19 protein-coding genes and 1 pseudogene are annotated in these 23077 nt (G+C 65.4%); 12 read left to right on the top strand and 8 right to left on the bottom strand.

All coding sequences use genetic code 11. The features are described 5' to 3' along the window. Genes LuPra_RS13475 through LuPra_RS13465 form a run of 3 tightly spaced genes read left to right on the top strand, consistent with a single transcriptional unit; the run spans window position 1 to window position 3667 of the window. Window positions 1–690 (top strand): sigma-70 family RNA polymerase sigma factor, encoded by a 690-nt coding sequence (locus LuPra_RS13475; protein ID WP_237050913.1) that lies wholly within the window; start codon window positions 1–3, stop codon window positions 688–690. Then, window positions 680–2944: a protein kinase domain-containing protein gene (locus LuPra_RS13470; protein ID WP_162271382.1), complete on the top strand. Its 2265-nt coding sequence runs from the start codon at window positions 680–682 to the stop codon at window positions 2942–2944. The genes LuPra_RS13475 and LuPra_RS13470 overlap by 11 nt, the downstream gene beginning before the upstream one ends. A 24-nt stretch (window positions 2945–2968) precedes the next feature. Beyond that, entirely contained in the window at window positions 2969–3667 is a 699-nt protein-coding gene (locus LuPra_RS13465; protein ID WP_157899139.1) for a TolB family protein, read from the top strand. 110 nt (window positions 3668–3777) lie between these two features. Here the strand turns inward: LuPra_RS13465 and LuPra_RS32820 are convergent. Then, window positions 3778–3948: pseudogene (locus LuPra_RS32820) on the bottom strand (ATP-binding protein); the annotation flags it as partial. Here LuPra_RS32820 and LuPra_RS34490 point away from each other — a divergent pair. From LuPra_RS34490 to LuPra_RS13445, 3 genes are all read left to right on the top strand, one after another. After that, window positions 3896–4144 carry an ATP-binding protein gene (locus tag LuPra_RS34490; protein WP_110174672.1) on the top strand — a complete coding sequence of 83 codons (249 nt, stop codon included), beginning with the start codon at window positions 3896–3898 and terminating at the stop codon, window positions 4142–4144. The pseudogene LuPra_RS32820 and the gene LuPra_RS34490 overlap by 53 nt on opposite strands. Before the next feature lie 108 nt (window positions 4145–4252). Then, complete coding sequence (locus LuPra_RS13450; protein ID WP_157899138.1) at window positions 4253–5095, top strand: NADPH-dependent F420 reductase; 843 nt, start codon at window positions 4253–4255, stop codon at window positions 5093–5095. Window positions 5096–5804: 709 nt separating this feature from the next. Further along, on the top strand, window positions 5805–7385 hold the full coding sequence (locus LuPra_RS13445; protein ID WP_110171227.1) for a tannase/feruloyl esterase family alpha/beta hydrolase: 1581 nt from the start codon (window positions 5805–5807) through the stop codon (window positions 7383–7385). Between the two features lie 220 nt (window positions 7386–7605). On the opposite strand, the gene LuPra_RS13440 is transcribed toward LuPra_RS13445, so the two are convergent. The 6 genes from LuPra_RS13440 to LuPra_RS13415 form a co-directional block, all read right to left on the bottom strand. Further along, window positions 7606–7833: a hypothetical protein gene (locus LuPra_RS13440; RefSeq protein WP_110171226.1), complete on the bottom strand. Its 228-nt coding sequence runs from the start codon at window positions 7831–7833 to the stop codon at window positions 7606–7608. A 371-nt stretch (window positions 7834–8204) separates the two neighbouring features. Beyond that, window positions 8205–10475 carry a TolB family protein gene (locus tag LuPra_RS13435; RefSeq protein ID WP_110171225.1) on the bottom strand — a complete coding sequence of 757 codons (2271 nt, stop codon included), beginning with the start codon at window positions 10473–10475 and terminating at the stop codon, window positions 8205–8207. A gap of 240 nt (window positions 10476–10715) precedes the next feature. After that, on the bottom strand, window positions 10716–11261 hold the full coding sequence (locus tag LuPra_RS13430) for a hypothetical protein (RefSeq protein ID WP_110171224.1): 546 nt from the start codon (window positions 11259–11261) through the stop codon (window positions 10716–10718). Window positions 11262–11347: 86 nt separating this feature from the next. Further along, window positions 11348–11929 carry a hypothetical protein gene (locus LuPra_RS13425; RefSeq protein WP_157899137.1) on the bottom strand — a complete coding sequence of 194 codons (582 nt, stop codon included), beginning with the start codon at window positions 11927–11929 and terminating at the stop codon, window positions 11348–11350. Window positions 11930–12129: 200 nt separating this feature from the next. After that, window positions 12130–12915 carry a hypothetical protein gene (locus LuPra_RS13420; protein WP_157899136.1) on the bottom strand — a complete coding sequence of 262 codons (786 nt, stop codon included), beginning with the start codon at window positions 12913–12915 and terminating at the stop codon, window positions 12130–12132. A 188-nt stretch (window positions 12916–13103) separates the two neighbouring features. After that, entirely contained in the window at window positions 13104–13904 is an 801-nt protein-coding gene (locus LuPra_RS13415; RefSeq protein WP_110171221.1) for a cysteine hydrolase family protein, read from the bottom strand. A 173-nt stretch (window positions 13905–14077) separates the two neighbouring features. Here LuPra_RS13415 and LuPra_RS13410 point away from each other — a divergent pair, with 173 nt between their 5' ends. The 4 genes from LuPra_RS13410 to LuPra_RS31890 all read left to right on the top strand — a co-directional run bounded on the left by LuPra_RS13410 (window position 14078) and on the right by LuPra_RS31890 (window position 18603). Continuing rightward, window positions 14078–15820 carry a tetratricopeptide repeat protein gene (locus tag LuPra_RS13410; RefSeq protein ID WP_110171220.1) on the top strand — a complete coding sequence of 581 codons (1743 nt, stop codon included), beginning with the start codon at window positions 14078–14080 and terminating at the stop codon, window positions 15818–15820. A 181-nt stretch (window positions 15821–16001) separates the two neighbouring features. Then, window positions 16002–16538, top strand: a complete 537-nt coding sequence (locus tag LuPra_RS13405; RefSeq protein WP_110171219.1) for a hypothetical protein — start codon at window positions 16002–16004, stop codon at window positions 16536–16538. A gap of 541 nt (window positions 16539–17079) precedes the next feature. Continuing rightward, a complete protein-coding gene (locus LuPra_RS13400) occupies window positions 17080–17964 on the top strand; it encodes an alpha/beta hydrolase (RefSeq protein WP_157899135.1) in 885 nt (294 codons plus the stop codon). A 474-nt stretch (window positions 17965–18438) separates the two neighbouring features. After that, window positions 18439–18603: a hypothetical protein gene (locus tag LuPra_RS31890; RefSeq protein ID WP_157899134.1), complete on the top strand. Its 165-nt coding sequence runs from the start codon at window positions 18439–18441 to the stop codon at window positions 18601–18603. On the opposite strand, the gene LuPra_RS13395 is transcribed toward LuPra_RS31890, so the two are convergent. Beyond that, a complete protein-coding gene (locus LuPra_RS13395) occupies window positions 18593–19537 on the bottom strand; it encodes an IS5 family transposase (RefSeq protein WP_110171217.1) in 945 nt (314 codons plus the stop codon). The genes LuPra_RS31890 and LuPra_RS13395 overlap by 11 nt on opposite strands. A 548-nt stretch (window positions 19538–20085) precedes the next feature. Between LuPra_RS13395 and LuPra_RS13390 the strand changes: the two genes are divergently transcribed. Both LuPra_RS13390 and LuPra_RS13385 read left to right on the top strand, forming a co-directional pair. Next, window positions 20086–21339, top strand: a complete 1254-nt coding sequence (locus tag LuPra_RS13390) for a peptidoglycan-binding domain-containing protein (RefSeq protein WP_234800874.1) — start codon at window positions 20086–20088, stop codon at window positions 21337–21339. After that, entirely contained in the window at window positions 21336–22544 is a 1209-nt protein-coding gene (locus LuPra_RS13385; protein ID WP_110171215.1) for a TIR domain-containing protein, read from the top strand. Before LuPra_RS13390 ends, LuPra_RS13385 begins: the two co-directional genes overlap by 4 nt. Window positions 22545–23077 lie beyond the last annotated feature (533 nt).

Raw genomic sequence — 23077 nt, 5'->3', positions numbered from 1 at the left:
GTGATTCGCGGGCGCCAACTATCATTGCCCTCGCCTGTCTGGGGTCCGAGGCCCTCGACGCCCACCGAACCTGAGGTGTCGCCGTCGCTGTGGCAGAATCGCCACCTGCACATGCCGAGCACGGATGAAGCGCCGGACGTGACGGGTCTGTTGCTCGCCTGGAGCAACGGCGATCAGGAGGCCCTCGATCGCCTGATCCCGCTCGTGCAGAGTGAGCTCCACAGGCTGGCCCATCGCCACATGTCAGAAGAGTCCAAGGCGCACGCCCTGCAGACGACGGCACTGGTGAACGAGGCGTACGTCCGTTTGATCGACGGCAGCCGGATCCAGTGGCAGAACCGTGCACACTTCTTTGCCGTGTCAGCGCGGCTGATGCGGCGGATCCTGGTCGACTCGGCTCGGGCCCGCAAGACGTTGAAGCGCGGGGGCGACGCCGTCTGGATATCGCTCGACGATGCGCCGGACATCTCCGAAGCACGCAGCGCCGAGCTGATGGAGTTGGACGATGCCTTGTCCGCGCTCGCGGCGTTCGATGAACGCAAGAGCCGTATGGTAGAACTCCGATACTTCGGCGGCCTGAGCGTGGAAGAGACTGCCGCCGTCTTGCATGTGTCGCCGATTACGATCATGCGCGACTGGAGCCTCGCAAAAGCCTGGCTCGCGCGCGAACTGCGCCGACATGACACCTGAACGGTGGGACGCGGTAGAGCGGCTCTATCACGCCGCCCTGGAGTGCGGCCTGGACCAGCGCGATCGCTTCCTGGCGAGCGCGTGTGAGGGTGACGAGGCATTGCGCGCCGAAGTGGAGTCGTTGCTCGCCCACGGCCTTGCCGCATCCGACTTCCTGGCGTCGCCGCCTGCCGACGAGCTCCGCGCGGCGATCGCCTCGCGCCTCGACCACCGCGTATCGGCGCCCGGTCAGTACGTCGGACAGACCTTCGGTCCCTACACCATCGTCACGTGGCTGGCATCTGGCGGTATGGGCGACGTCTATCGTGCCGTCGATACGCGCCTGAACCGCACGGTCGCGGTGAAGGTCCTGCCGCAGCAGCCCTGGTGCGATCCCGAGCGGCAGCTGCGCTTCAGACGTGAAGCGGAGATCGTCTCCAACCTGAACCATCCTCACATCTGCACTGTTCACGACATCGGTGTCCACGACGGCGTCGACTACATCGTCATGGAGTACATCGAAGGCGAGACGATGCAACAGTGTCTGGCGAGGGGCTCGCTCCCGCTGGCGCGCGCGCTCGAGTATTCCGTGCAGATCGTCGACGCGCTCGACAAGGCGCATCGCCGCGGTGTCGTGCACCGCGATCTCAAGCCGGGCAACGTGATGATCACCGCGGCCGGCATCAAGCTGCTCGACTTCGGGATCGCCACACGCATGACGGCACCGACTGCGCGCCTCGGTGACGCGCCAGATCCGACTTCGCATGGTGCGATCGCGCAGGAGCCGGCAATGGCGACGCCGCGGTACGCGTCGCCCGAGCAGCTCGAAGGCAAAGGCGTCGATGCCCGTACGGACATCTTCTCGTTCGGCGCCACCGCGTACGAGATGGTGACTGGTCGCGCTGCGTTCGAGGGTGAGACGCGATCGGTGGTGATCCGCAGCGTCCTGCAAGAGGAGCCGTCTCCGATACGCGAGCTGGCGCCGGCGGTTCCGAACGCCGTGGCGCGAACGCTGGCGCGGTGCCTCGCGAAGGCCCCTGACGAGCGTTGGCAGACTGCGAGCGACCTCCTGTTCGAGTTGCGGTCGCTCGCCGCCGACAACTCGCTGGACGGAGGCGTCGCGATGCGAGCAGCGCCGAAATCACCGTGGCGCGAGCGCGCATGGTGGCTCGCAGCGGTGGCCGCGGCGGTGTTGCTGCCGCTGATGTTCACGGCATCGCGCCTCGGGTCGGACCGCGCGACGCCGAACGCACCGGACCTCCGCTTCGATGTGTGGCCGGAAGCCGACACGGCGTTCGCCGCGAGCTTCGACGTGCCGTTCGCGCTGGCGCCCGACGGGCGCAGCCTGGCCTACGTGGCGGTCGGCGCCGATGGCGTCAGGCGCTTGTGGCTTCGCCGTTTCGATGGCGCGAGTGAACGGGCGCAGCAGATCGCGGGCGCCGAAGACGCCAACACGCCCTTCTGGTCGCCCGACGGGGCGTGGGTGGGTTTCTTCAGCCGACAACGGCTGCTCAAAGTGCGCGTGTCGAATGCGCGCGTTCAGATCGTCGCCACTCACGCCGCGTCGATGGCCGGCGCCACATGGGGCGCAGACGGAGTCATCCTGTTCCCAACCGGGCCCGGGGGATTGTCGCGAGTCTCGGCAGATGGCGGCCCGATGTCGGCGGCGACCACGGGCGACGGCAGTCACTTCTGGCCGCAGTTCATCGGCGACGGCAGGCGCTTTCTTTACGCGGCTGCCCGCACGAACGGAATTCGGCTCGGTTCAGTCAGTGGCGAACCATCACGCCTGCTGATGAAGGTGCCCCTCAGGATCTCATCGTTGGGCTACACGCACGGGTACATCTTCTTCGGCCAGGACGCGAGCCTCTTTGCGCGGGCCTTCGACGAGCGCACGCTCGAGGTCTCCGGGGAGCCCATCGAGCTGCTGACGGGCATTCCAATCACGCAGCTCGGCCGCATGCCTTTCTCGATTTCAGCGGCCGGACCACTGGCATTCTGGCGCTACGCCGGAGGGACGCCCGCGACGCTGCAATGGTTGATCGAGGATGGCCGCACCGAGCCGGCCATCGAGGGGCCCGCGAGGTATGTCGGGTTCGACCTGGCGCCTGACGGCCGGCGCCTCGCCTTCTCCAGGCGCAACGTCGATGGCGGGGCGGACGTGTGGGTACGCGATCTCCGCACATCGGCGGAGACGCGGTTGACGTTTCACGGCTTCGCGTTCGCCCCGCGGTGGTCTCCGGATGGGCGTCGTCTTGCGTTCACTGCAACCTAACCTCCGGCACTGCCCAGGCTGTTCGTGAAGGATCTGAGCCAGGCGGGCGCTGACGCCGAGATCACCGCCTCCCCGCTCGCAACGTTCGCGTCCAGTTGGTGCCGCGACGGCGAGCGCGTCGTGAGCGTCCGTATCGATCCCGCCACACGCGACGACCTCTACGTCGAGCACCTGCGCACTGGCGCTGGGGAGCGGCTGCCCGTCAACACCGCGGGCAACGACTACCAGGGCGTGCTGTCGCCAGACGACCGCTGGCTCGCCTACGTGACCGATGCATCCGGCCGCGACGAAGTCTGGGTGGCGAGCTTTCCTTCCGGCCGCGTCAGAAAGCAGGTCTCGACCAGAGGCGGAGTCTCGCCACAGTGGACCAGCGGAGGAAAAGAGATCGCGTACATCAGCGAGGGACGCTGGCTGACTGTCAGGTCGTTCACGGGAACGGACACCACGGTCACGCTCGGGAGCCCGCGACCACTCTTCCCGGCCGGAACGTTCGTGGAGACCACCGGGTTGCTGACACCATCGGCCAACTCCTACGTCTCCGCTGCTGGTCCGCGTCGCTTTCTTGCCGCTGTTCGAATGAACGATCCACGAGTGCCACCTATACAACTGATCGTCGACTGGCGGGCCCTGCTCCCCGAAAATGACGGTCCACGCGAGTCGGCGTCAATGTCTCCCTGTGACCCTCGGAAACAGTTCCGCCCGACTCGGTGGCGCCCGTCTTGACGGGCGAGCCCGGGTGTCCCGTCGGGGGCGTAAAGCTCGTGACGATGGTTCTACCGCAGGCGTGGCTCGGACTCAGCCGCCGGACAACGCAGTTGCACTTAGTCTTCAATCGCGCTCGTGAACAACACCGAGTGGCCCGCTTCCACGACCGTCCGTCCGAAGCCGATGGCCAAGTGCGTCTTGCCGACACCCGGCGGGCCGAAGATCAGCACGTTTTCCGCCTGGCTGATGAAGCGCCCGGTGGCCAACTCGCGCACCAGCCGCGCATCGATCGACGCCTGGGTTGTACCGACGAGGGCCTTGGCATGGCGCCGCGGGGCCGACGTGTTCGGCCCGTTCTTTACGAAAAAAGGCGGTGTCGGCTTCGGTCTCGCCCTCTGTCGCCAAGTCGCCGACGCGCATGGCGGACACGTCGCGCTGGAGGATCGCCGCGACGGCGCAGGATGCGTCGCCCGCGTCCGGCTGCCGAGGGCGTAGGCTCACGACGCCAGTGGCGCGATGCTCAACGTTGTGGCAGTGTGCGTGGGAGCGTCGCCCGTTGCGCCCCCACGCGTACTGGAGATGACTTCACGCAGAGGTGAGTGCATGACGAAGACAGTGCTCCTGTTTGTGTTCGTTGGGCTGGCTGGTCTTCTTGCGCCTGTGTCGGCCCAGGACAAGCCGGTCGTGGCCATGATCGGCACAGGCACTCTAGCCGGCACGTTCGGCCCGGCAATCACCCGCGCTGGGTATCGCGTGGTCTATGGCAGCCGGGAGCCGGCCCGCGAATCGGTGCGCGCGCTCGTGGCGAGGACGGGCTCGAAAGCCGCGGCCGCTAGTCAGCGCGAGGCGACTGCGGGCGCTCAGATCGTCGTGCTAGCCGTCCCAAGGACGGTGCTGGATGACGTCACCGACAACCTGGGCGAGTTGGACGGCAAGATCGTCGTGGACGTGAGTGGTGGACTGAAGAGGGTCGCGACGGACGGCTATCTGGAACTCGTCCCAGGGCCGACGGGCAGCGAGCGAATCCAGTCTCGGCACCCGACCGCACGTGTCGTGAGGGTCAATTTGCCCTTGATGACGTTCTTCGTGGACCCGCTGCTGGTCGGCACGCCGCCCACCGTCCTGATCGCCGGCAACGACCCTCGCGCTCGGGAGGCAGTGGCGCAGCTCATCTTCGACCTTGGCTTGAATCCGTGGGACGCGGGTCCCCTTCGCTTCTCTCAGGTGTTCGACGCCATGAACACCATGGGACTGGTGCCGGCGCAGCAGGGCCGGGTGGAGGGCTACGAGCTGAGGCTGATGCCGAGCGCTCCCCTGTCGTGCTTCACGGACGTGTCCGAGCTGTTCGGATTCGGCCGTCCCAAGGAGCTGGACGACGTGCGCCCGTTCCCCCGGCGTGAACAGCCGATCCCCTGCGAGGAATGGCGACGGCGCCTCGGCTGGTAAACGGCGGCCCACCGCCGCACTCACAGGGGCTGTCTCCACGGACATTCCGAATTCTCGCGCGTGAGTTCTCGTCAGCCACACGTCGAGGGACGACTCCCGACGAGCTTGCCGCCGATCCCGCCATCGTTCTGCCACGGGCGTGGCGCGCAGCCAAGCAACGATTCATGCGTCGGCACGCCCTTGACCAGCCAAGGTGTCGGCCATTGAAATTCGAAGTCTTTGCGCTTCGAGCTTTACTGGCGAGCGCGAGTTTGGAAAAGCATCGAGCGGAGCATGGGGGTATATCTGCGGGTATGAATCTCAACATTACAACCGCGTAAGCAAGTGTTGGCCAATGACTTACAATTGACCGTTCGACTCCCGCCGCCTCCACCACTCTAAGTCATTGACTCACAATGACTTACCAAGACTGAAGAACGCCGATTCCCGCCGCCCTCCGCCAATACTCCACCGCGGCGGCAAGATCGTGCCGCCTGGTCGTTTGGCATTGACGTTTTTCTGAGCTTTTTATGCTCGCGCTAGGCCGGACGCGGGCGCGGGTCCCGCCGCCTCCGCCGAAGGACCGCCCGCCGCCTCGGTGCCCGTGAGTGTCGACAGCAAGAACTTCGAAGCACCCCACGCGTCGCGTGCGCGAGGGTCAATGCGAGCCCATCGCGGCGATTCAGGCGCAGGCGGCGACGGAGTGTAGTGCGATAACCTGAAACACGTCATGCAACGTTGCGCACCCGGCATTCTCCTGGTGGCGGCCTTCCTCACTGGCACGAACGCCGCCGCCGAGCCGTGCGACGAGGTCGCGCGCTTGGCGATGCCATCGGCCAGCATTACAAGCGCACAGGTCGTTGCGGCAGGCGCGTTGCCCGTACCGGCTGGAACACCGCCCTTGTTGGCGGAGTTGTTCCCGACGCTGCCGGCGTTCTGTCGTGTCAGCCTCACGCTCAGGCCCTCGGCCGACTCCGACATCAAGACCGAAGTCTGGCTGCCGGTCGCCAACTGGAACGGCAAGCTGCAGGTCGCCGGCAACGGCGACTGGGCGGGAGTGCTGCCCTATGGAGGGATGGCGAGCGCCCTGGCCGCCGGCTACGCGACTGCCGGTACCGACACGGGACACGTCGGAAACAACGCGGACTTCGTCCCCGGACATCCGGAGAAGCTGGTGGACTTCGCGTACCGCGCGATTCACGAAACGACGGTCGCCGCCAAAGCGCTACTCACCGCGCACTACGGCCGCGCGCCGACGTTCTCGTACTTCAGGGGCTGTTCGACGGGCGGACGGCAGGCGCTCACGAGCGCCCAGCGCTACCCGCAGGACTTCGACGGCCTCGTGGCCGTGGCCAGCGCGGCGTACGCAATGCGAAACCATGGCATGCGGCTGGTGTTCAACAACGTCATGAACCGATCCGCGGGCAGTGCCATTCCGGCGGAGACGTACCCGATCGTTCACCAAGCCGTGCTGAATGCGTGCGACGCGCTCGACGGCGTCGAGGACGGGGTCATCGAAAACCCGACGAAGTGCCGCGTGGACTTCGAGACGCTCGCCTGCGGCGGCGAGGAGACTCGCGCATGCCTGACCGCGGACCAGATTGAATCGGCACGCGTCATGATGTCGCCCGTCACCGACGCTCGAAGCGGCGCCGCTGCGTGGGAGGGACATCTCTGGCCAGGCTCAGAGCTGCGATGGGATGTGCTCGGCGGACCGCGGCCGTTCCCCAACGCCGTCACCGCCATGAAGAATCTCCTGAACGGCGGCGACGCACAATGGGATCCACGCACGTTCACGGCCGCCGATATCGAACGCGCCGACCGGGCGGACGGCGAGCTGCTCGACGCGAGCAACGCCGACCTCACACCGTTCTTCAAGCGCGGCGGCAAGCTGCTGATGTTCCACGGATGGGCCGATCCGTCGGTGACGCCGCAGACCAGCACGATCTACTTCACCAGCGTGCTGAAGACCCTCGGCCGGAGTGCCGAGAATGCAATCGCCCTCTTCATGATGCCGGGCGTGTATCACTGTGCCGGCGGCGGACCTGGCCCCGATCGCTTCGATCGAATGGCGGATATCGTGCGATGGGTCGAACACGGCCGTAAACCTACCCGCATTGTCGTGTCGCACGTCACCGACGGAAAAGTCGATCGGACGCGTCCCTTGTGCCCGTTCGGTCAGGTGGCGCGCTGGAACGGTTCGGGAAGCACCGACGACGAAAAGAACTTCGCGTGCGTTGCCGAGACCGTCGATACGGCCGCGAGACCCGCACTCTCGCCGCCTGCGCAACCGAACGATCCCGATTTCTGAACTCGCTGGCCGGCGAGTGGGCGGTCGAATCACGTATGTCATCGAGAGCGCGAACAAGGCGTGGCGCATGGCTCACACCGGGCTCGCAGGTCCTTCACACGCGCGGACTGGTCAAGACTGATCGCGTGCGACTCGGGCCTGCCAAACGCGGCATCTGGTTCAGCATGCGGCAGGCAAACTCGCCTCGGCCTCCCGACCACCTCGACTCCGAGCACGAAGGTCATCGCCAATGAGGGACTTCTAGGGGAAGAAGGCGTTCTCCACGCGGGTCGATACCGCCTGGCGCGTCGTCGACCGTCGCCTCGGTCAGCACCTGCGCGACGATCACGACGGAGCGGTCGACACCCAGATGCAGCTTTTCCACTCCCCCGCGTACCGCGTCCGCCTGTTTCGCGGCGGCCCACTCGCCGTCGCCCATCACCGAAAGCGGGGTGCTGTCGACGATCACATGCAGAGGCCCCGTCGCCGAAAGGCTGCGCGCCGCGACGTCTAGCGTTTTGACTCCGTCGCGAGAGTGTCGTGTGGTCCGGTGGGTCGAGACCCGTGCCCATCACGGTCAGGATCGACCGGACGAAGCACGTGTGTTGAATGGTGGACTGCTGTCCAGCGGAACGACCCACCAGTCCGGCTCGCGGCACATGTCGCCGCGAGCCACGTCTGCAGCGTCGCGGCTGACGACGGCCTTGCGCTCGTGCCACGTGCGCAGACGAAATCCTTCAAGTCGCATATGGCCGGGTCTCGGCTGTAGACCATGTCGTTCATCAGTCCACAAGCCGAATCGGACCACTCGACTCGAAAGGACCTCTCTTGCGGGCAAGATCACCGTAAGCGCGGCGCGCCTTCGTTCACCCAGATGTTGGAGCGACTGACGGGGGGCACGGCATACGCTTTGGTCAGCACGGTGCCGTCCACGAGGAGGTAGCGCACCTCCACGTCCGCTGCAGTGTCAGTTGGATTGGCGAGCAGGAAGAACAGGTCGAAGTACGGCCCGGTCGCACCTTCGGCGAGGAACCACTGCAGCGCTGGTACGGTCACGCCCGCACTCTCGTGTCCCGCGCCGAAGACGACGTCGTCCGCGGTGGCAAACTGACCGTCAGGTCCAGCTTGCGTCAGGTACATCGCGCGCTCGACGAGAATGGGCTGCGGCGCCGTCAGCACAGCCGACACATCGGTGGCGGCCAACCCGGCAAGTGCGGGATCGGACGCGGCTTCGGCGTTCACCCAGATGTTGAAACGACTGCGGCTGGGAACGGTGTAGACCTTGATCATCGGCGTCGCCGGCGCGGGGCGGAGATAGGTCACCGTCACGGGCACGCTGGCCTCATGCGGGTTCTGTACCAGGTAGAACAGGCTGAAGTTGTTGTGGGTGGCGCCCTCGGCCAGATACCACGTGGGACTGGGCCCAGCTTGCGCTGTTTCGGCGTGCGACCCGTACCCGGAGGCATCCCATCGCATCTGGCGGTCCACCACCACGAGCGCGGACGATTCGACGATGGTGGAGAACTCCGCCCCCGCCAGCCCCGCAACGGACTTCGCGTCGACGGTGGCGCGTCCGCGGCCATCGAAAGTCACGATGCGCGACACGCTCGCGCCGTTTCCCAGCAGGAAGCGCAGCAGGACCGTGTTTGCCCCATCCGGACTGAGCAACGCCAATCGTGTATCGAAGAACGCCGACGTCGCGCCTTCGGCAAGATAGCGCGTGAATGATCCGGCGGGGTGTGTCCCGTCGGCATACTCCTGCACATTCGAGCGGCCATCGCCGTCGGGGTCGCCGAGCGCCCCATCGGCGCCGACAGCCTCCAGCGGGTTCAACCCAAAGGCCGATTCCCACGGCGCCACAAGCCCGTCGCCATCGACGTCGTAATCCCGCACAAAGGCGCCGAGCCCTGAAGACGTGGCACCCGCCACGAGATTGGCGACACCAGAGAAGAATGCAATCACTCTCCCGTCTCCGCTGAGCGCGGCGGCCCGGCTGCCGCCAGGTGCCTCGGGCACAGTCGCCGCGACACTGACACGCGTCGTCACGCCGGTGTGGCGATCGAGGACGAACGCGTCGGTGTTGGCGTTCGTATCGCCAGCGACCAGATTGGAGGCGTTCGACTCGAACCCGATGAAACGGCCATCGGCACTGAGCGACGGCGCCTCGCTGTAGCTGTTGGCTTCGGCCCCGCCCATGCCGACACTCACGCGCGTGCGCGTCCCGCGCGCCAGGTCCAGCAGGAACACATCGCTGGTCCCGTTCGTGTCACCAGCGACCACGTCCGCCGCATAGGAGCTGATCGCGGCATACCGGCCATCGGCACTGAACGCGAGTGGTCCGTTCGTGTCAATCACGCGCGTCGTGGTGCCCGATTGCCTGTCGTGCAGGAAGACGCCTGTGCCCGAGGACTGGTACAGCACCAGCCGGCCGTTAGCACTGAGGAGCGCGCCGCTGCTGGGCGATGATGCTTCGGAGCCCTCGGGCGTGGCACTGACGCGTGTGGTGACGCCCGTGCCGCGGTCGCGGACAAAGATGTCAGTCGTGTTGTTCGTGTCACCTACGACCAGCGTGTTTGACAACGACGAGAACGCCACGAGACGGCCGTCCGCACTGAGCGAGGGATTAGCTCTGCTGCTAAAACCAATCGCCTGCGCGCCATTGGTGGCGACGCTCTCACGCGACGTCGTGCCCGTCACCCGGTCGTGCACGAACACGTCGATCGCCCCATTTGTATCACCGGAGACGAGCGTGGACGCGGCAGACTCGAACGCGACGTACCTGCCGTCCGCACTCAACGCGGGCGCTTCAGAGATGTCGTTGCCCTGTGCGCCATCGCTGCCGACGCTCACACGCGTCGTCACGCCGGATTGCCGGTCGTGCACGAACACGTCGATCGTGTTGTTGGTGTCGCCGGCGACCAGGTTGGCCGCATACGACGCGAACGCGACCACGCGGCCGTCGGCACTCACCGCCGGCTTGTACCCGACCACGTCACCCTGACCCGGCGTGCCACCCGTCGCGATGCTCACCTTCGTGGTGGTCTGCGCCTCCAGATGTTGCGGGATGGCCAATAGGCCCACCGCAACGACAGCAATCAGCAGGTGCGCCATAGGCACTCCAATCGACCACTCGAGTGCCTGGCCGTCTGGGCAAGGGTGCCGCTGCGTGAACCGCGATCCATGTCTTGCACAATGCTCCCCTATGCCGGCGTCGGCCCGGGCCGCTGCCTGCCTCGCACACGTGACCACCGCCGCGTACACGCACCCGCCGGTGGAGCGCCGATAGCAACCGTCTGCCCGTCGTCGGTCGCACCGTTGGCGGCGGAGCTGCGGGACGCTCTCCTCGCCGTTTCACCAGGCCACGGCGACGACCGCTCCGTACCCGCCAGTTGCGGCAAAGGGCGCGACGCGTACCGTCGCAGCGGCGCGGTACACCAGTTTGAAGTGTCCCGCCGCCGCGTCGAGAGCCGCACCGAGGCCGATCCCCACGCCAAGGCCAGCCGCGCCGGTGACCATGACGACAAGGCCGCGGAGGTTGCCGTCATCCGGGCTCGTGGCGAGCTGTCCGGCCACGAGTCCGCCGGCTAACCCTGCACCCATGCCGATCAGAATGCCGTTGTACACGCCGTCCTTCACCCCGACTTCGCGCACATCCGCTGCGTCGATGCGCACCACACGCCCGTCCACCTCGACATCGAGGGACGTCGGCTCGACCGCGCTGAGTTCCCCTCGGACCTCGCTGCCGTCGAGGCGAAGGACCCGCACCTTCTCGCCGACCTCAACCTGCGTTCCCACATCGGTCAGCGGCCCGACAGGCTGCGCCTGCGCGCTCATGGTCGAGAGGATCACGACCGCGACGACGATGACCGATGTCAGCCATGACCGCCAATGAGCCATTGCGTTCATCATGAACCTCCACAAGGTGCGGGAACCTGTTCGCCCACGGCTGGCACCGGCACGACTGCCTGGGGCGAATCGCCTTGTCAAAAGCGTGCGCCAAAGCTTACACCTACGGACGGCATGAATCCTTCGTCCGGGTAGGCAATCGACGCGTCGCCGAACCCATAGAACGGGGTCACCCCTGCTCGGAAGAGAAACCGGCTGCCTCGCGGCTCGTAGCGATAGCCGACCACACCGATCAGGCTCACGAACGCACCTGATCCGCCGGCAGACCGATCCGGACCGCGCTGCCCAGGCAGCACGCCCAGTCCCGCCTCGACGTGATGCGCGCCATCGCCCGGAACAACATGCAACATCATCGGGAATGTGGAGATGTGGGTCGCCGTGCCCCCAAAGAGATCTTCGGCTGTCCACGACGCCGCGCCAATCCGCACACGCAGGGCCGGCGTCAGCGCGCGTTCATAGTTGACTGAGAACAGCCCACCATTGCCGAGCAGTTCGAAGTAGACCGCGTTGGCACGCGCGGGTGCCTTAGTGTCCGGTGCAGAGACCGGCGTGTCCTGCGCAGAGACTCGCGAGGGGACCACCACCAGGCAAGTGCTGACCGCGGACATCAGGATGCACACTCGGATTCGGCGAGCGACATCCAGCACCATGGAAGACATGCGCCTCTCCAACATCGTACCTCCTGGTCGATACGGCTCACTCAATACAGCGGCCCGTCCCTAGGGGCTCAACAGGGAAGAAGCCGCGCTCTCGCATGCCTCGAGCATGCCTGGGCCCGTGCTGCACGGCCCGTTGAGCGGCGCTTCTCTGGCGCGGACCGATCCACTGATCCGGGATCGGCGTCCATCAGATCGCGATCTCAACGGAGCAGGACCCTCGCAATTTCGTCCCACACTCTCGTACGGGCAAACTGGATCGTCAAGAGTTGGGTGGAAGCAAGGACACCATAGCCAATCGCATACCATCCATCGATGGTTCTGGTGACGTACCACTTCACGACAAGAAAGGCCGCCCCGAGGATCAGCATGCCCAGGGATGGGCCGAACAGCCTTTCCATCACCGTTCCCTGATACAGCGCGTTCAGGACATCAATGCGAGCTATGGCCGGCGCCATTGTGCTCAAAGTAGCGAGCAGCATCATCGGGCGATGGATCTCCGGTTGTCTTCGGTACCAGATACCCACAGCGACAAACACCGCAAACATGAAAAGGGTGTAGAAGCCCAGGACCATGAACTGTTTCATGGTCAGGGTCCATAGAATGAAGTCCGGCGGCACCAGGCGGAAAGATGCCACATTGAACCAGAGACCTGAAACGAGGATGAACGCTGCAAGTACGACCGCCACCGGGCCCAGCTTCATATGGACGCGGCGTCTCCTGGTCGCAATCAACAGCGACTGGATGAGAAATGCCAGTACCCATCCCGTCATGGAGATGCCATGCACGATAATCAATGTGCGTATGTTCGGCGTGAGTTCCCGACCTGGATGCGCGCTGCCGTGAAGGAAGAAGTGCCGAAATCCAATCAGGACCAGGATCAGCATGACGCATGCGGCTCCAACGTAGAACAGCCGCGTCCAATCTTGCGACGGTGAGCGGCCCGTCCGGACGTGGCCGGTCGATGACACTGTCGAGGTGCGCGCCATGTACGACTTCCTCCTTATGGCCCGGAGAGTTCCGTGAGGGGCCGCACTGTGCAGTCAGTTGATTGAAAGCCGGAGATATTTGAGTACTACCGCCTGCTTCGTGACGATAGGCCGGAAGGCAAGCCGAGGTGGAGAATCGAACACGCGACATGGCTCTCGTGCCGACTGTATGGCGAGCACTACAGAGATCAGGCTTCCATGGCGCTGACCTGCTGCTCGTGGCGTGCGACAGCCTCAGCGAAAGCTTCGGACGTCGAAATCCATCCGAACAGCGTCTGGATCAGAACGAGGCTGGCATCGTAGTTCGTGCCACCCCGCCCCGGCGTCGCCCCGGGGACCCCTGTGTACCCGCCCGCACCCTCGCCGAGAGGTTCCGCGGTGCAATCCTCCAGCAGAACGCACGAATAGTCCCGCGAGTAGGCGTCACGGATCGTCGATTCCACGCACACGCTGGTCGTGCACCCTGTCACGATCAGGTGCGACGCTCCCAGTTCCTTCAGCACGGCATCCAGTTCGGTGTTGTGGAAGGCGCTGTATAGGTGCTTGTAAACGACTCGGTCGCCAGCGCGAGGCAAGAGTTCGGGGATGATCTCCGTGTTCCAAGTGTCTCTGATGAGAATCCTGCTCTCCGAGCCGTCGGGAGCCGTCACCCTCTCGCCCACGCCATACCACCGCCAGCGATCACCATGAGGCGTGCCTGGCGCACCGAGGTCTGACAGGTCCGGGCGAATTCCCGCCTTGATGTACACAATGGGAACGCCGACCGAACGAGCGGTCTGCAGGACGCGAGCCGTCGGGGCGACCGTCGCACGAATCGATGTCAGGTCGATGCCGGCGCGGTGGAACAGGCCCCCCTCCGTACCGTAGTCGTTCTGCATGTCGATGACGAGCACCGCTGTCCTGCGAAGATCCAGCGCGAGGCACTGCGGACGCGCGTGGAGATTGAGCGTTGTTGCCGATGCCCCGCCGGTGGACGTGGAGATGTTCATTGTTCGCCCCCTCCGTTCTGTTCGACAACCGCACTATACCGAGAGATGCCGCCGCCAGAGGCTTGCGAGTATCTCCGGTCCGTCTTACTTTGTAAACTCAACATCGGTAGGGACTTAGCATGGGGCCTTACCCTCGGTGATCCCTACACGGGCCGTGGTATCGTGGCGCCCTCATGGCGTCGCACGTCGGCGGTGGCCCCATCCGCTTTGGAGCGTTCGAGCTCGACACCACGTCGGGCGAGTTGCGGAAGCGCGGGGTGAAGGTCAATCTGCCGCAGCAGGCGTTCCGCGTCCTGCACGCGTTGGTGGAACGTCCCGGAGAGGTCGTCTCGCGTGGCGAGTTGCAGCTCCGAGTCTGGCCCGACCGTACCTTCGTCGAATTCGAGACGGGCATCAACAAGTGCGTCAGCCAGGTACGCTCGCTGCTCGGTGACACGGGAGCGGCATCGCGCTTCATCGAGACCCTGCCCAAGCGGGGTTACCGGTTCGTCGCACCCGTTCATGTCGAGCCCTCGACGCCACGAACGTCAGGCGTCGTCGTCCTGCCTTTCGAGAACCTGACCGGCGACGCGACCTGGAGCTTCGTGGCCGAGGGGGTGACCGACCTGATCACCACGGCCCTTGGAGAAGCCGGGGCGCTGCGCGTCATCGCACGGACGTCGGCACGCGCGTGCGCCGCTGCCGACAAGGGAATTGCGGCCGTCGGGAGGGAGCTGCTGGTGAGCCTGGCTATCGAAGGGGCCGTGGTGCAGCTCGATGCCGGAACGTGCCTGACGGTGCGAATCGTGGACACCGTCTCCGAGCGGATCCTCTGGCAGCGCAAGTATGAATCTGGCAAGGATCAGGTGTTCACCCTCTGCGAGCGCATCGTTGCCGACGTCGGCGCAAAGCTGCAAGGTTCGGACGACGGCGCGCCGGGAGGCCGCCGGCTGAATGGGGCGGCCACGACGGCAGCTCAACTCGCCTACCTCAAGGGGCGCTACCTGTGGAATCGCAGGTCAGAATCGGACTTGCTCGCCAGCCTGGAGGAATTTCGGCGAGCGCTCGCGCTCGAGCCGGACTTCGCGCTGGGCCACACGGGAGTAGCCGCCGCGAACATCCTCCTCGGCATCTGGGGACTTCTGCCCTCGCACACGGCGTTCCGGATGGCCCGGCACGCGGCCGAGCGGGCACTGGCATTGAACGACGGCCTTGCCGAGGCACATACGTGCATAGGCGAAGTGCTGAAAGACTACGATTACGAATGGGAACGCGCCGAGCTCGCCTACCGGCACGCCCTGACGTTGAACCCGAGCTACTCGACGGCTCATCACTTTCTGGCGCAGTTGCTCACCAGCCTGGGCCGGCACGATGAAGCGATTGCATCGATGGAAGCGGCGCGCAGCGTCGACCCGCTCTCTCCTGCCATCAACGCGTATGTGCCATACATTTTCCTGGCAGCGCGCCAGTACGCACGTGCCGTGAGCGAGGGGGAAGCCGCCGTACAGTTGGATCCACACTCACCGGCCGCGCACTGGCAGTTGGGGCGTGCGTGCCTGTTCGCCGGCAATGAGCCGCGCGCCCTGGACATGCTGAACGCCACGGTCGCCGTCGGGGGCAGGATGCCGATGTTCCTGGCGGTACTGGGCTTCGCCCGTGCGCGCGCCGGGGATACGGCGGGCGCGCAGGCTATCCTGGCAGAGCTGTCGGAGCGTGCACGAACCTCGTACGTGTCGCCTTACGACTTCGCGGTGATTTATGCCGGGTTGGGCCACACGGATGCCGCATTGAGGTACCTGGAGCACGCGTACCGCGATCGAGTCATGAGGATCATCAGCCTGGGTGACCCTGAGTTCGACGACCTCCGGCGCGAACCCCGGTTCGTCGCACTTGCCCGCCAGCTTCGCCTGCCCGCTGCCACCCTCCGTCCTCTTTGAAGAATCGTTCCAAGGTTCTCTTCACTCAGAGGGGCGTTGGTGCATGGCTCACCCCTGGCCGAAGGCGCGACGGGCGACTTCTTCGACATGTTCATCCTGATCGCGAATGCGACCGGTACGCATGCCACCGTCCGCGCGCCGACTACCTGCTGCCCTCAGGTGACATCGTCGGCCTGGACACGTGGTCGCCGCCAACAGCCGGTTCAATGTCTGGGTCGACCTGGCAGCGCCCGAGCTCGCGAACACCGCGGTGTCGACCACCATCACTTCGACCAACGGCCTGCCGCTCGTCGTCGAACGGGCGATGTGGTGGCCCCGACCGACCTCCGCCACGTGGACGGAAGCGCACAATAGCCCTGGCGAGACGACGACGGGCACAAAGTGGGCGGTTGCGGAGGGCGAGGTCGGGGGATCGGCCGCGACCGAGACCCACGTGCTCATCCCGAACACGTCCTCCTTGGAGGGTACCGCGCGTGTCACCGCAATCTTCGAGCCCGGAACAGCGCCGGTGACGCGCAGCTTCACTTTGCCGGCCAGGAGCCGCACCAACGTCAACGCATTGGTGGATTTCCCCGAAGCCGCGGGCAAGCGGATCGGCATGATCGTGGACAGCGTCGGCCCCTTGCCCGCGCAGATCGTCGTCGAACGGGCCATGTACTCGAACACCAACGGCGTGGTGTGGGCAGCGGGGACAAACTCGCTAGCCAAGATTCGTTAGCGGACGTCGTACTGGGCTGCGGGTGCTGTTGCGAACGGCAGCATCCGGCTCTCCACGAGTCCAGCGTCAGCGCATTTCGCCGAGGGGTGCCTGCGGACACTGCACTGCTCAGCCCGTACCTGCAGCTAAACAGACGGGAAGAGGGCTTATCGCGCTCATCGAGTGCAAGCGGGCATTGGCCGGCCAGGCCACGCGCGGAGCCGCTCAGGCGTGGGGGCGGGGCGGCTTTAGCCAAGCCGCGGCCAGTGCAACCAAAGCGCCGGACTGATTGGACCTCCACCCTAGTTCGTGCGAGCGCCCCCTACATGCGCTTGAGGCTATCACCGGCAGTGGCGAACTCACCGACATCGCCCAGAACTGGCGCATCGGGGATGCCGATGTATTGTCTCCTCACCTCGACGACCGCAACTGACCGCCGCTTTCGATCGACTACCATCCTGGCTCACACGTTCAGGAGGTCTCAGATGGCTGGCACGAGGACCGAAGGCGCGAGGCTATGATTTCGGGCGGACGATTCCGACTTACGATAGGTGTCGCGGTGATGCTGATCATGGTCGCCGCCCGGACTCTCAGCCTCGGCGCGCAAGCTCCGAGTCCGTCCGTCGAACGCAATGTCGTGTACGGGATGTTCAGCGGTCTGGCCCTGCTGATGGACGTTCACCGACCGGCCCGGCCCAACGGGATCGGAATTGTCGCCATAGTCGGCACGGGGTTTCACGCGGGCACCGCCTACAACTCGCCGCCGATGAAGGATCATCCGGCCCAGCTGGGCATTTTTGTTCAGCCCCTCGTGGCCTCGGGCTACACCGTGTTCGTGATCAACCACCGGGGGATGCCAATCTTCCGCCATCCCGCCGCACTCCAGGATGCAGAGCGGGCTGTCCGATTCGTGCGCCACAACGCGGCACGATTTGGGATCGCGGCGCTGCGGATTGGCGCGGTCGGCGCCTCATCGGGTGGGTATCTCGCGGCGATGCTCGGCGTGCGAGCCGGAACCGGAGATGCCGCGGACCCGGACGAGGCGAATCGCGACGAGGCGCGAGTTCAGGCGGTTGTGGCGTTCTGTCCCCCAACAGACTTGACCGGCCCATTTGACGAGTTCGGTCTCTCAGCGACAGCGGCGTATATCGGCAACGCGAGACTGCCAGATCCCAAGAGTCCGGAGTGGCGGTTATATCGGGACGCTTCGCCTGTCAACAGCGTCACCGCCGATGATGCGCCAGTTCTGTTGATACATGGGGACAAGGACACAACGGTGCCGCTTGAGCACTCGGAGAAGATGGAGGTCGCGCTCAAGGCGGCGAGCGTTGCGACCAAGCTGGTTCGTGTCCCGGGAGCCGGACATAGAATGGCACCGAATCCAGAAAACATTGATTTCACTGCCGAGATGATTCGTTGGTTCGACTCTCATCTCCGGTCTCGATGAAGCGCGTCCGAGCGATGAAGGTAGCGCCGTCGGCTGTCCGTTTCGCCTTGAGAGTCCGGACGACGCGCGTCCACTGGCACGCGAGCGGCTCAATAGGTGCGTGCTGGCCCTGCTGAACAGTTGTGCCAGGCGTGCTGCTGCCTAAGTTGACGGGGAGCCTCGCGCTCATCCGGCTCGTACCTGTGACCCGGGCACGCGCCTCATTGCCACCCGATCATCGCTGCGCGCTCAATGCGCAAGGGACGGGGGGCCTCTGCCAACTTGGCGACAACTCGCGCTGCGGCGTGCCAATTCCCTGGCGCACAGCACGACTCCTGGGGCCGCGCTGTCGAAATGGACCCTCCTTTACGTTTCGCTTACGACCAAACGTTGAAGCGCCGGCGTGCGCGTGACACATTGTCGTTACACTCGAGCCGTTCGGACGCCTGACTGCCATGAACCAGACCATCGCCGGCCGGTATCGCCGGCACCGCCGTGCCGAGGGCCGTCCCCTCCGCCGATGACCCGCGCGTGGTCACGGCTCGCCGCGTCTTCCGGGGCGCCCTGGCCTTCAACACCGCCCTGACGCTGTTCTGGGGCGTTGGTGCATCGCTCGATCTGGAGAGGCACTTCTCCAACCCACGGCTCGTCACCGAGTGATCGCAGACGATTCGGGCCTGCCAAGCTCGATCATCCGATTCAGGACACCACAGGCAAGGCTCGCCTCGACTTTCCGGCCACCACCACTACGGGCCCGAAGGCCACCGCCAATGATGGACTTGTAGCGGAAGAAGGCATTCTCGACGCGGGCCTGCCGATGGTAGCCCGAGGCCTTCTGCCATGCGCGCCGCCCGAGCGCTTCCACGTCGCTGATCGTGCGATCGCGCGCCCTTGAGCGCGGGCCGCGGCGCGACACCTTCGCCGTCCTGGTCGGCGGCACCACCACCCTCGCGTGTCGCGCGCCCGCGGCCTCATAGAAGGCGACCGTGTCGTAGGCCGCGTCTGCCGTGACGCTGGCGACGCGGCCGGCCGCCGCACCGATCAGATCAATACCCACGATGGCGTCATCAGCCGTCGCCTCGGTGAGCGCGTGCGCAACGATCACGCCGGATCGATCGACCCCCAGATGGAGCTTCTTCCAGCCTCGCGTACCACGTCCGCCGTGTTTTGCCGCCGCCCACTCCCCTTCACCCACCACTGAGAGACCCGTGCTGTCCACGATCAGATGCAGCGATCCTCCAGCGAGGATCTTGTGTACCGCCACGTTCAGCACCTGCCCCCGCCTCGAGAGCGTCGTGTGGTCGGGGGCGTCGAGATTGGCGCGCATCACGGTCAGGATCGACCGGAGGAAACCCCCCGTCTGCCGCAAGGGCAACCGAAACACGAGTCGGAGGGTCAGGGCCGCCTCGATGGCCAGATTCGAGAAGCGCTGCTGTCCGCCTGGTCGACCGGACGGCGGAACTCCCCAGGCAACCCGAGCGTCTGGGGACAGCCACAGCGTCACGTCGCCCCGACTGACGAGAGCGCGCTCGTACACCCGCCAATTTCTCACCTGATAGTGCGTCTTGTACGTCGGATGCACGCGCGACTTCATCGAACCATCATGCGCCGTGGGGCGGTCGACATGCCACCGACTCAAACTGTGGCCGCCCTGAGCAGGGCGGAAGCCATGCACCAACGTCTCCGAGAACCGCGGCTGCCCGCCAGGTCGGCCGGACGGCGCCGACGCGGAGTGGTGGTTCGCCCACTTGAAACGAGGACCGGCCGGTGAAATGATTCCGCCTTGAGGGACCCGCCGATCTGCCGCGCATCGTGGCGCATCTCCCTCGAGGATGGACGACACGGCACCGGCGTGAAGGAGGAGCTTTGAGCGTGAGCGTCGCTGCGTGCATTCTCACCGTTTCTATCGTCGCCAGCGTCTTACCACCGCCGATTACCGCTCAGGGCCGAGTGGCCGTGGAGCGCTCGAAGGAGCCTCGGAAACGCAGCGGCCCGAAAACGGACCGGAAAGCTGATAAGGCGACAGAAGAGGCCCAAGGGAAGCTTAATGGGCGCGGATCGCCCAAGGCGGCCTCTCGCCCACCACGAACCGCCACTCCGTTTGACCGGGCTCGGACTGACGAGCGGCTCCCGCCGATTGTGGTGCCGCTTTCAACCTTCGGGCCGGATCCGGCGACCTACAACCGCTGGCTGCAGCGCTCCCTTAACACGGTCCTCCGCGCCAGCCTCGTCGTCGACGGCCGGCGCGGGCCGGAGACAGTCAAGAAGATCAAGGAGTTTCAGAGGAAGAAGGGGCTCGATCCGAACGGCGAGATCGGAATGATGACCGAGGACGCCCTGGCGGCGGCCGCGGGCGAGGTGCCCCCGACGTTCGGGCAGAATTTCCGGTTCCCGGGCGCCGTGAACGGCACGGCGGAGCAAGCGCTGAAGCTTCTTGAAAAGGGCACCAAGCCGGTCCTGCTGAATGACGACGCAGTGGCATTGGACCGCACGCTCTTTATCGACGTGCGGATGAACGGCGCGGCTCCAGAAGTACTCGCCTGGCGTGCACCTGTCGCGGGCTGGGCACCCGGCCCTCTCGAGCCAACACGGACAGACGTCGTGCGCCTCAACTCGAGCGACCAGCTCGAGGCGTTGCTGCAGGCGAAAGACACTCTAGTCAGGCGCGGCGACCGGCTGCCGTCCGACTGGCAACATGCCGTCAAGCGGCGTGGTGTGTCTGACGTCTACATCAGCGAACGCTCGCCGAAGCGCACACTCAAGGAGCACGTCGCTGCCGCAAGAGCGTTGGAACATCGCTACGACCCGGAGAGAACGCGCATCTTCAACGGACTGCCCCGCATCGATTCAGAGCGTTCGCTCGTCGATCAGATCGTCGCGCTCGGCCTGCGTCTCGATCAGGAGCCAGCCTTCCGGCAACTCGCTCAGCAGATTCACGATGTCGAGACGGCGGCGCAACGGCCCTTGGACGTCGCCGAGAAGTCCGCCATTCTCGAAGAGCTGCAAAACGGCAGCAATGACACGATCGTCCTAGTCGCGCACTCGCAGGACGGCAACATCCGGCTGCCGGGCGGAGAGTGGATCACCCCTAAGGAGCTGGCGGAGATCCAGCGGCCGGGTGCTCCTCCGCGCGCTTTCGTCCTGTTCTCGTGCGACACGGGAACTGTGAACGGCGCAACGGCGGGCGTCGGCGAAATCCTTCTGGCGAGTCGGGTCGCCGCCAACGTCATCGCGCCTCCTGGGCCGATCGACGCGAGGCCCATTCCCACATTGCTGTCAAGATTTCTGACCGGAGAGGAGACGCTCGGCGACGTCTTCACCGGCGCCTGGTCGTATTCGATCAGCCTGCGTCTGGAGGGTGTGTTACCGGCCCAAGCTAGCGAGCGTGGGCGGTGAACAGGTCGGAACTGGTGGATCGTCTCGCGGCACGGTGCGGGATCACCAAGCAGCGGGCGCGTCGGATCGTCGCCGCACTGTTCGGTGCCCGCACGGGCATCATCGCCAGCGCACTTCGTGCAGGCGATACGGTGACCATGGCCGGTTTCGGCACATTGCGCCCGAACCCCGTCCCGGGACCTCGAGAGGAATCGATTATCTTTCGCGCATCCTTCGCGGCGACGCGGCGTGCGCGCGCGCAACCTGCCGCCGACGAGCCCTTGCTGCTTGGCGGCGAAGCACCGACTGACGTCCACTTCACGGCCTACCACCCGAAGGAGATCCCCGTTACGTCATGGTCGAGCGTCCTCGTCTACGCACACGTGCCGAGCGCGGCCGAGGCGGTCGAGAGGGACCGAAACCTCCGGTTCGGTGCCGACACCGCGTTACATGCGCCTGCACATGCCAAGGCGACCTCTGTAATCCGGCGCGGAGCCGCGATTGCCGTCGTTCCGGAACTGACGGGATGCCGCTTCAATCCGCCGCGCGCCACTTTCCTGTGGCTCAAGGACTGGCACCGCGTAGAATTCGACGTGCAGGCGGATCCCGAGCTACCGCGCAAGAACGGCGCGGTGAATGGTCGCGTGGCCTTCTACGTCGGGCCGGTGCTGGTCGGCGAGATGGAGATCCAGGCGCACCTCGTGCCAGTCTCGGGAGACGCCGCAACCGCGGCAGCAACATCTGTCACGGCAACTCCGTACCGGAAGATCTTCGTCTCGTACTCGCACGACGACGCCCAGATCGTCGAGGCACTCGAGGCCGCCGCCGAGGCGCTAGGTGACGTCTACTTGCGCGACGTGCGGACGCTCAGGGCGGGCGAACCGTGGGGTCCAGCCCTCCTGGAGTTGATCGAGCGGGCTGACGTCTTCCAGCTGTGCTGGTCACACGCGGCCAAGCGGTCGAGATATGTGAGGCACGAGCTGACGCATGCACTCGCACAACGCCGGCCGAAGCCTTTCATCCGTCCGACTTACTGGGAGCGGCCGATGCCGGCGCCGCCGCGCAGCCTGAAAGGCATCCAGTTCTCCTATCTGGCGATCACACATGCGGGCCGCCACGCTGCGGACCTCAGCGCCTCAAGACCCGGGTATCCACCAGCGGCGGAATCTCGCCTCGGTGGACCAGCGGCGGCCGGGAGATCGCGTACATCGGGGGATGCTGGCTGAATGGCAGGTCGTTCACGGGTACGGACACGACTTCTCCGTGCCCGGAAAGTTCGTGGAGACCATGGGGTTGCTGAACTCCTATGTCTCCGCGGGGCGTTGGTGCATGGCGGGCTGTGTCCACGGACATTCCGACCTCTCGCGCGCGAGGTCTCGTCAGCCAAGACCGGAGGGAGGACTATCGCGAGCATTCCGTGGCGCGGGATCAGCCGCGAGCGGAATCAAGAGTCGACATGGGGAGCGCGCCTGCTGGCCCGCAGCCCAGCCAAGGTGCCCATCGATTGACGTGGAAATTTCCTTGCGCGTCAAGGCATTGCCGGCAAGTGCGCGCTGACAAAAGGTATCGAGCCCAGTGTGGGGGTACATCTGGCGGTACGGATCTCAGCAGCAAAACTACGTAAGTCTTTCGATGTCAATTGTTTACGGTATTGCCGTTCGACTCCCGCCGCCTCCACTAATCGTCCACAGTGGTCCACAGGCGTCCATGGTCATCCATGGGCGTCCAGCCGATTCGCGCCGAAACACTCGCCAACTCC

Origin of the sequence: Luteitalea pratensis (assembly GCF_001618865.1) — a bacterium.
GTDB classification, from domain to species: Bacteria; Acidobacteriota; Vicinamibacteria; order Vicinamibacterales; family Vicinamibacteraceae; genus Luteitalea; species Luteitalea pratensis.
The sequence above is the reverse complement of the archived record's forward strand: the minus strand, read 5'-3'. Positions and strand labels throughout refer to the sequence as shown.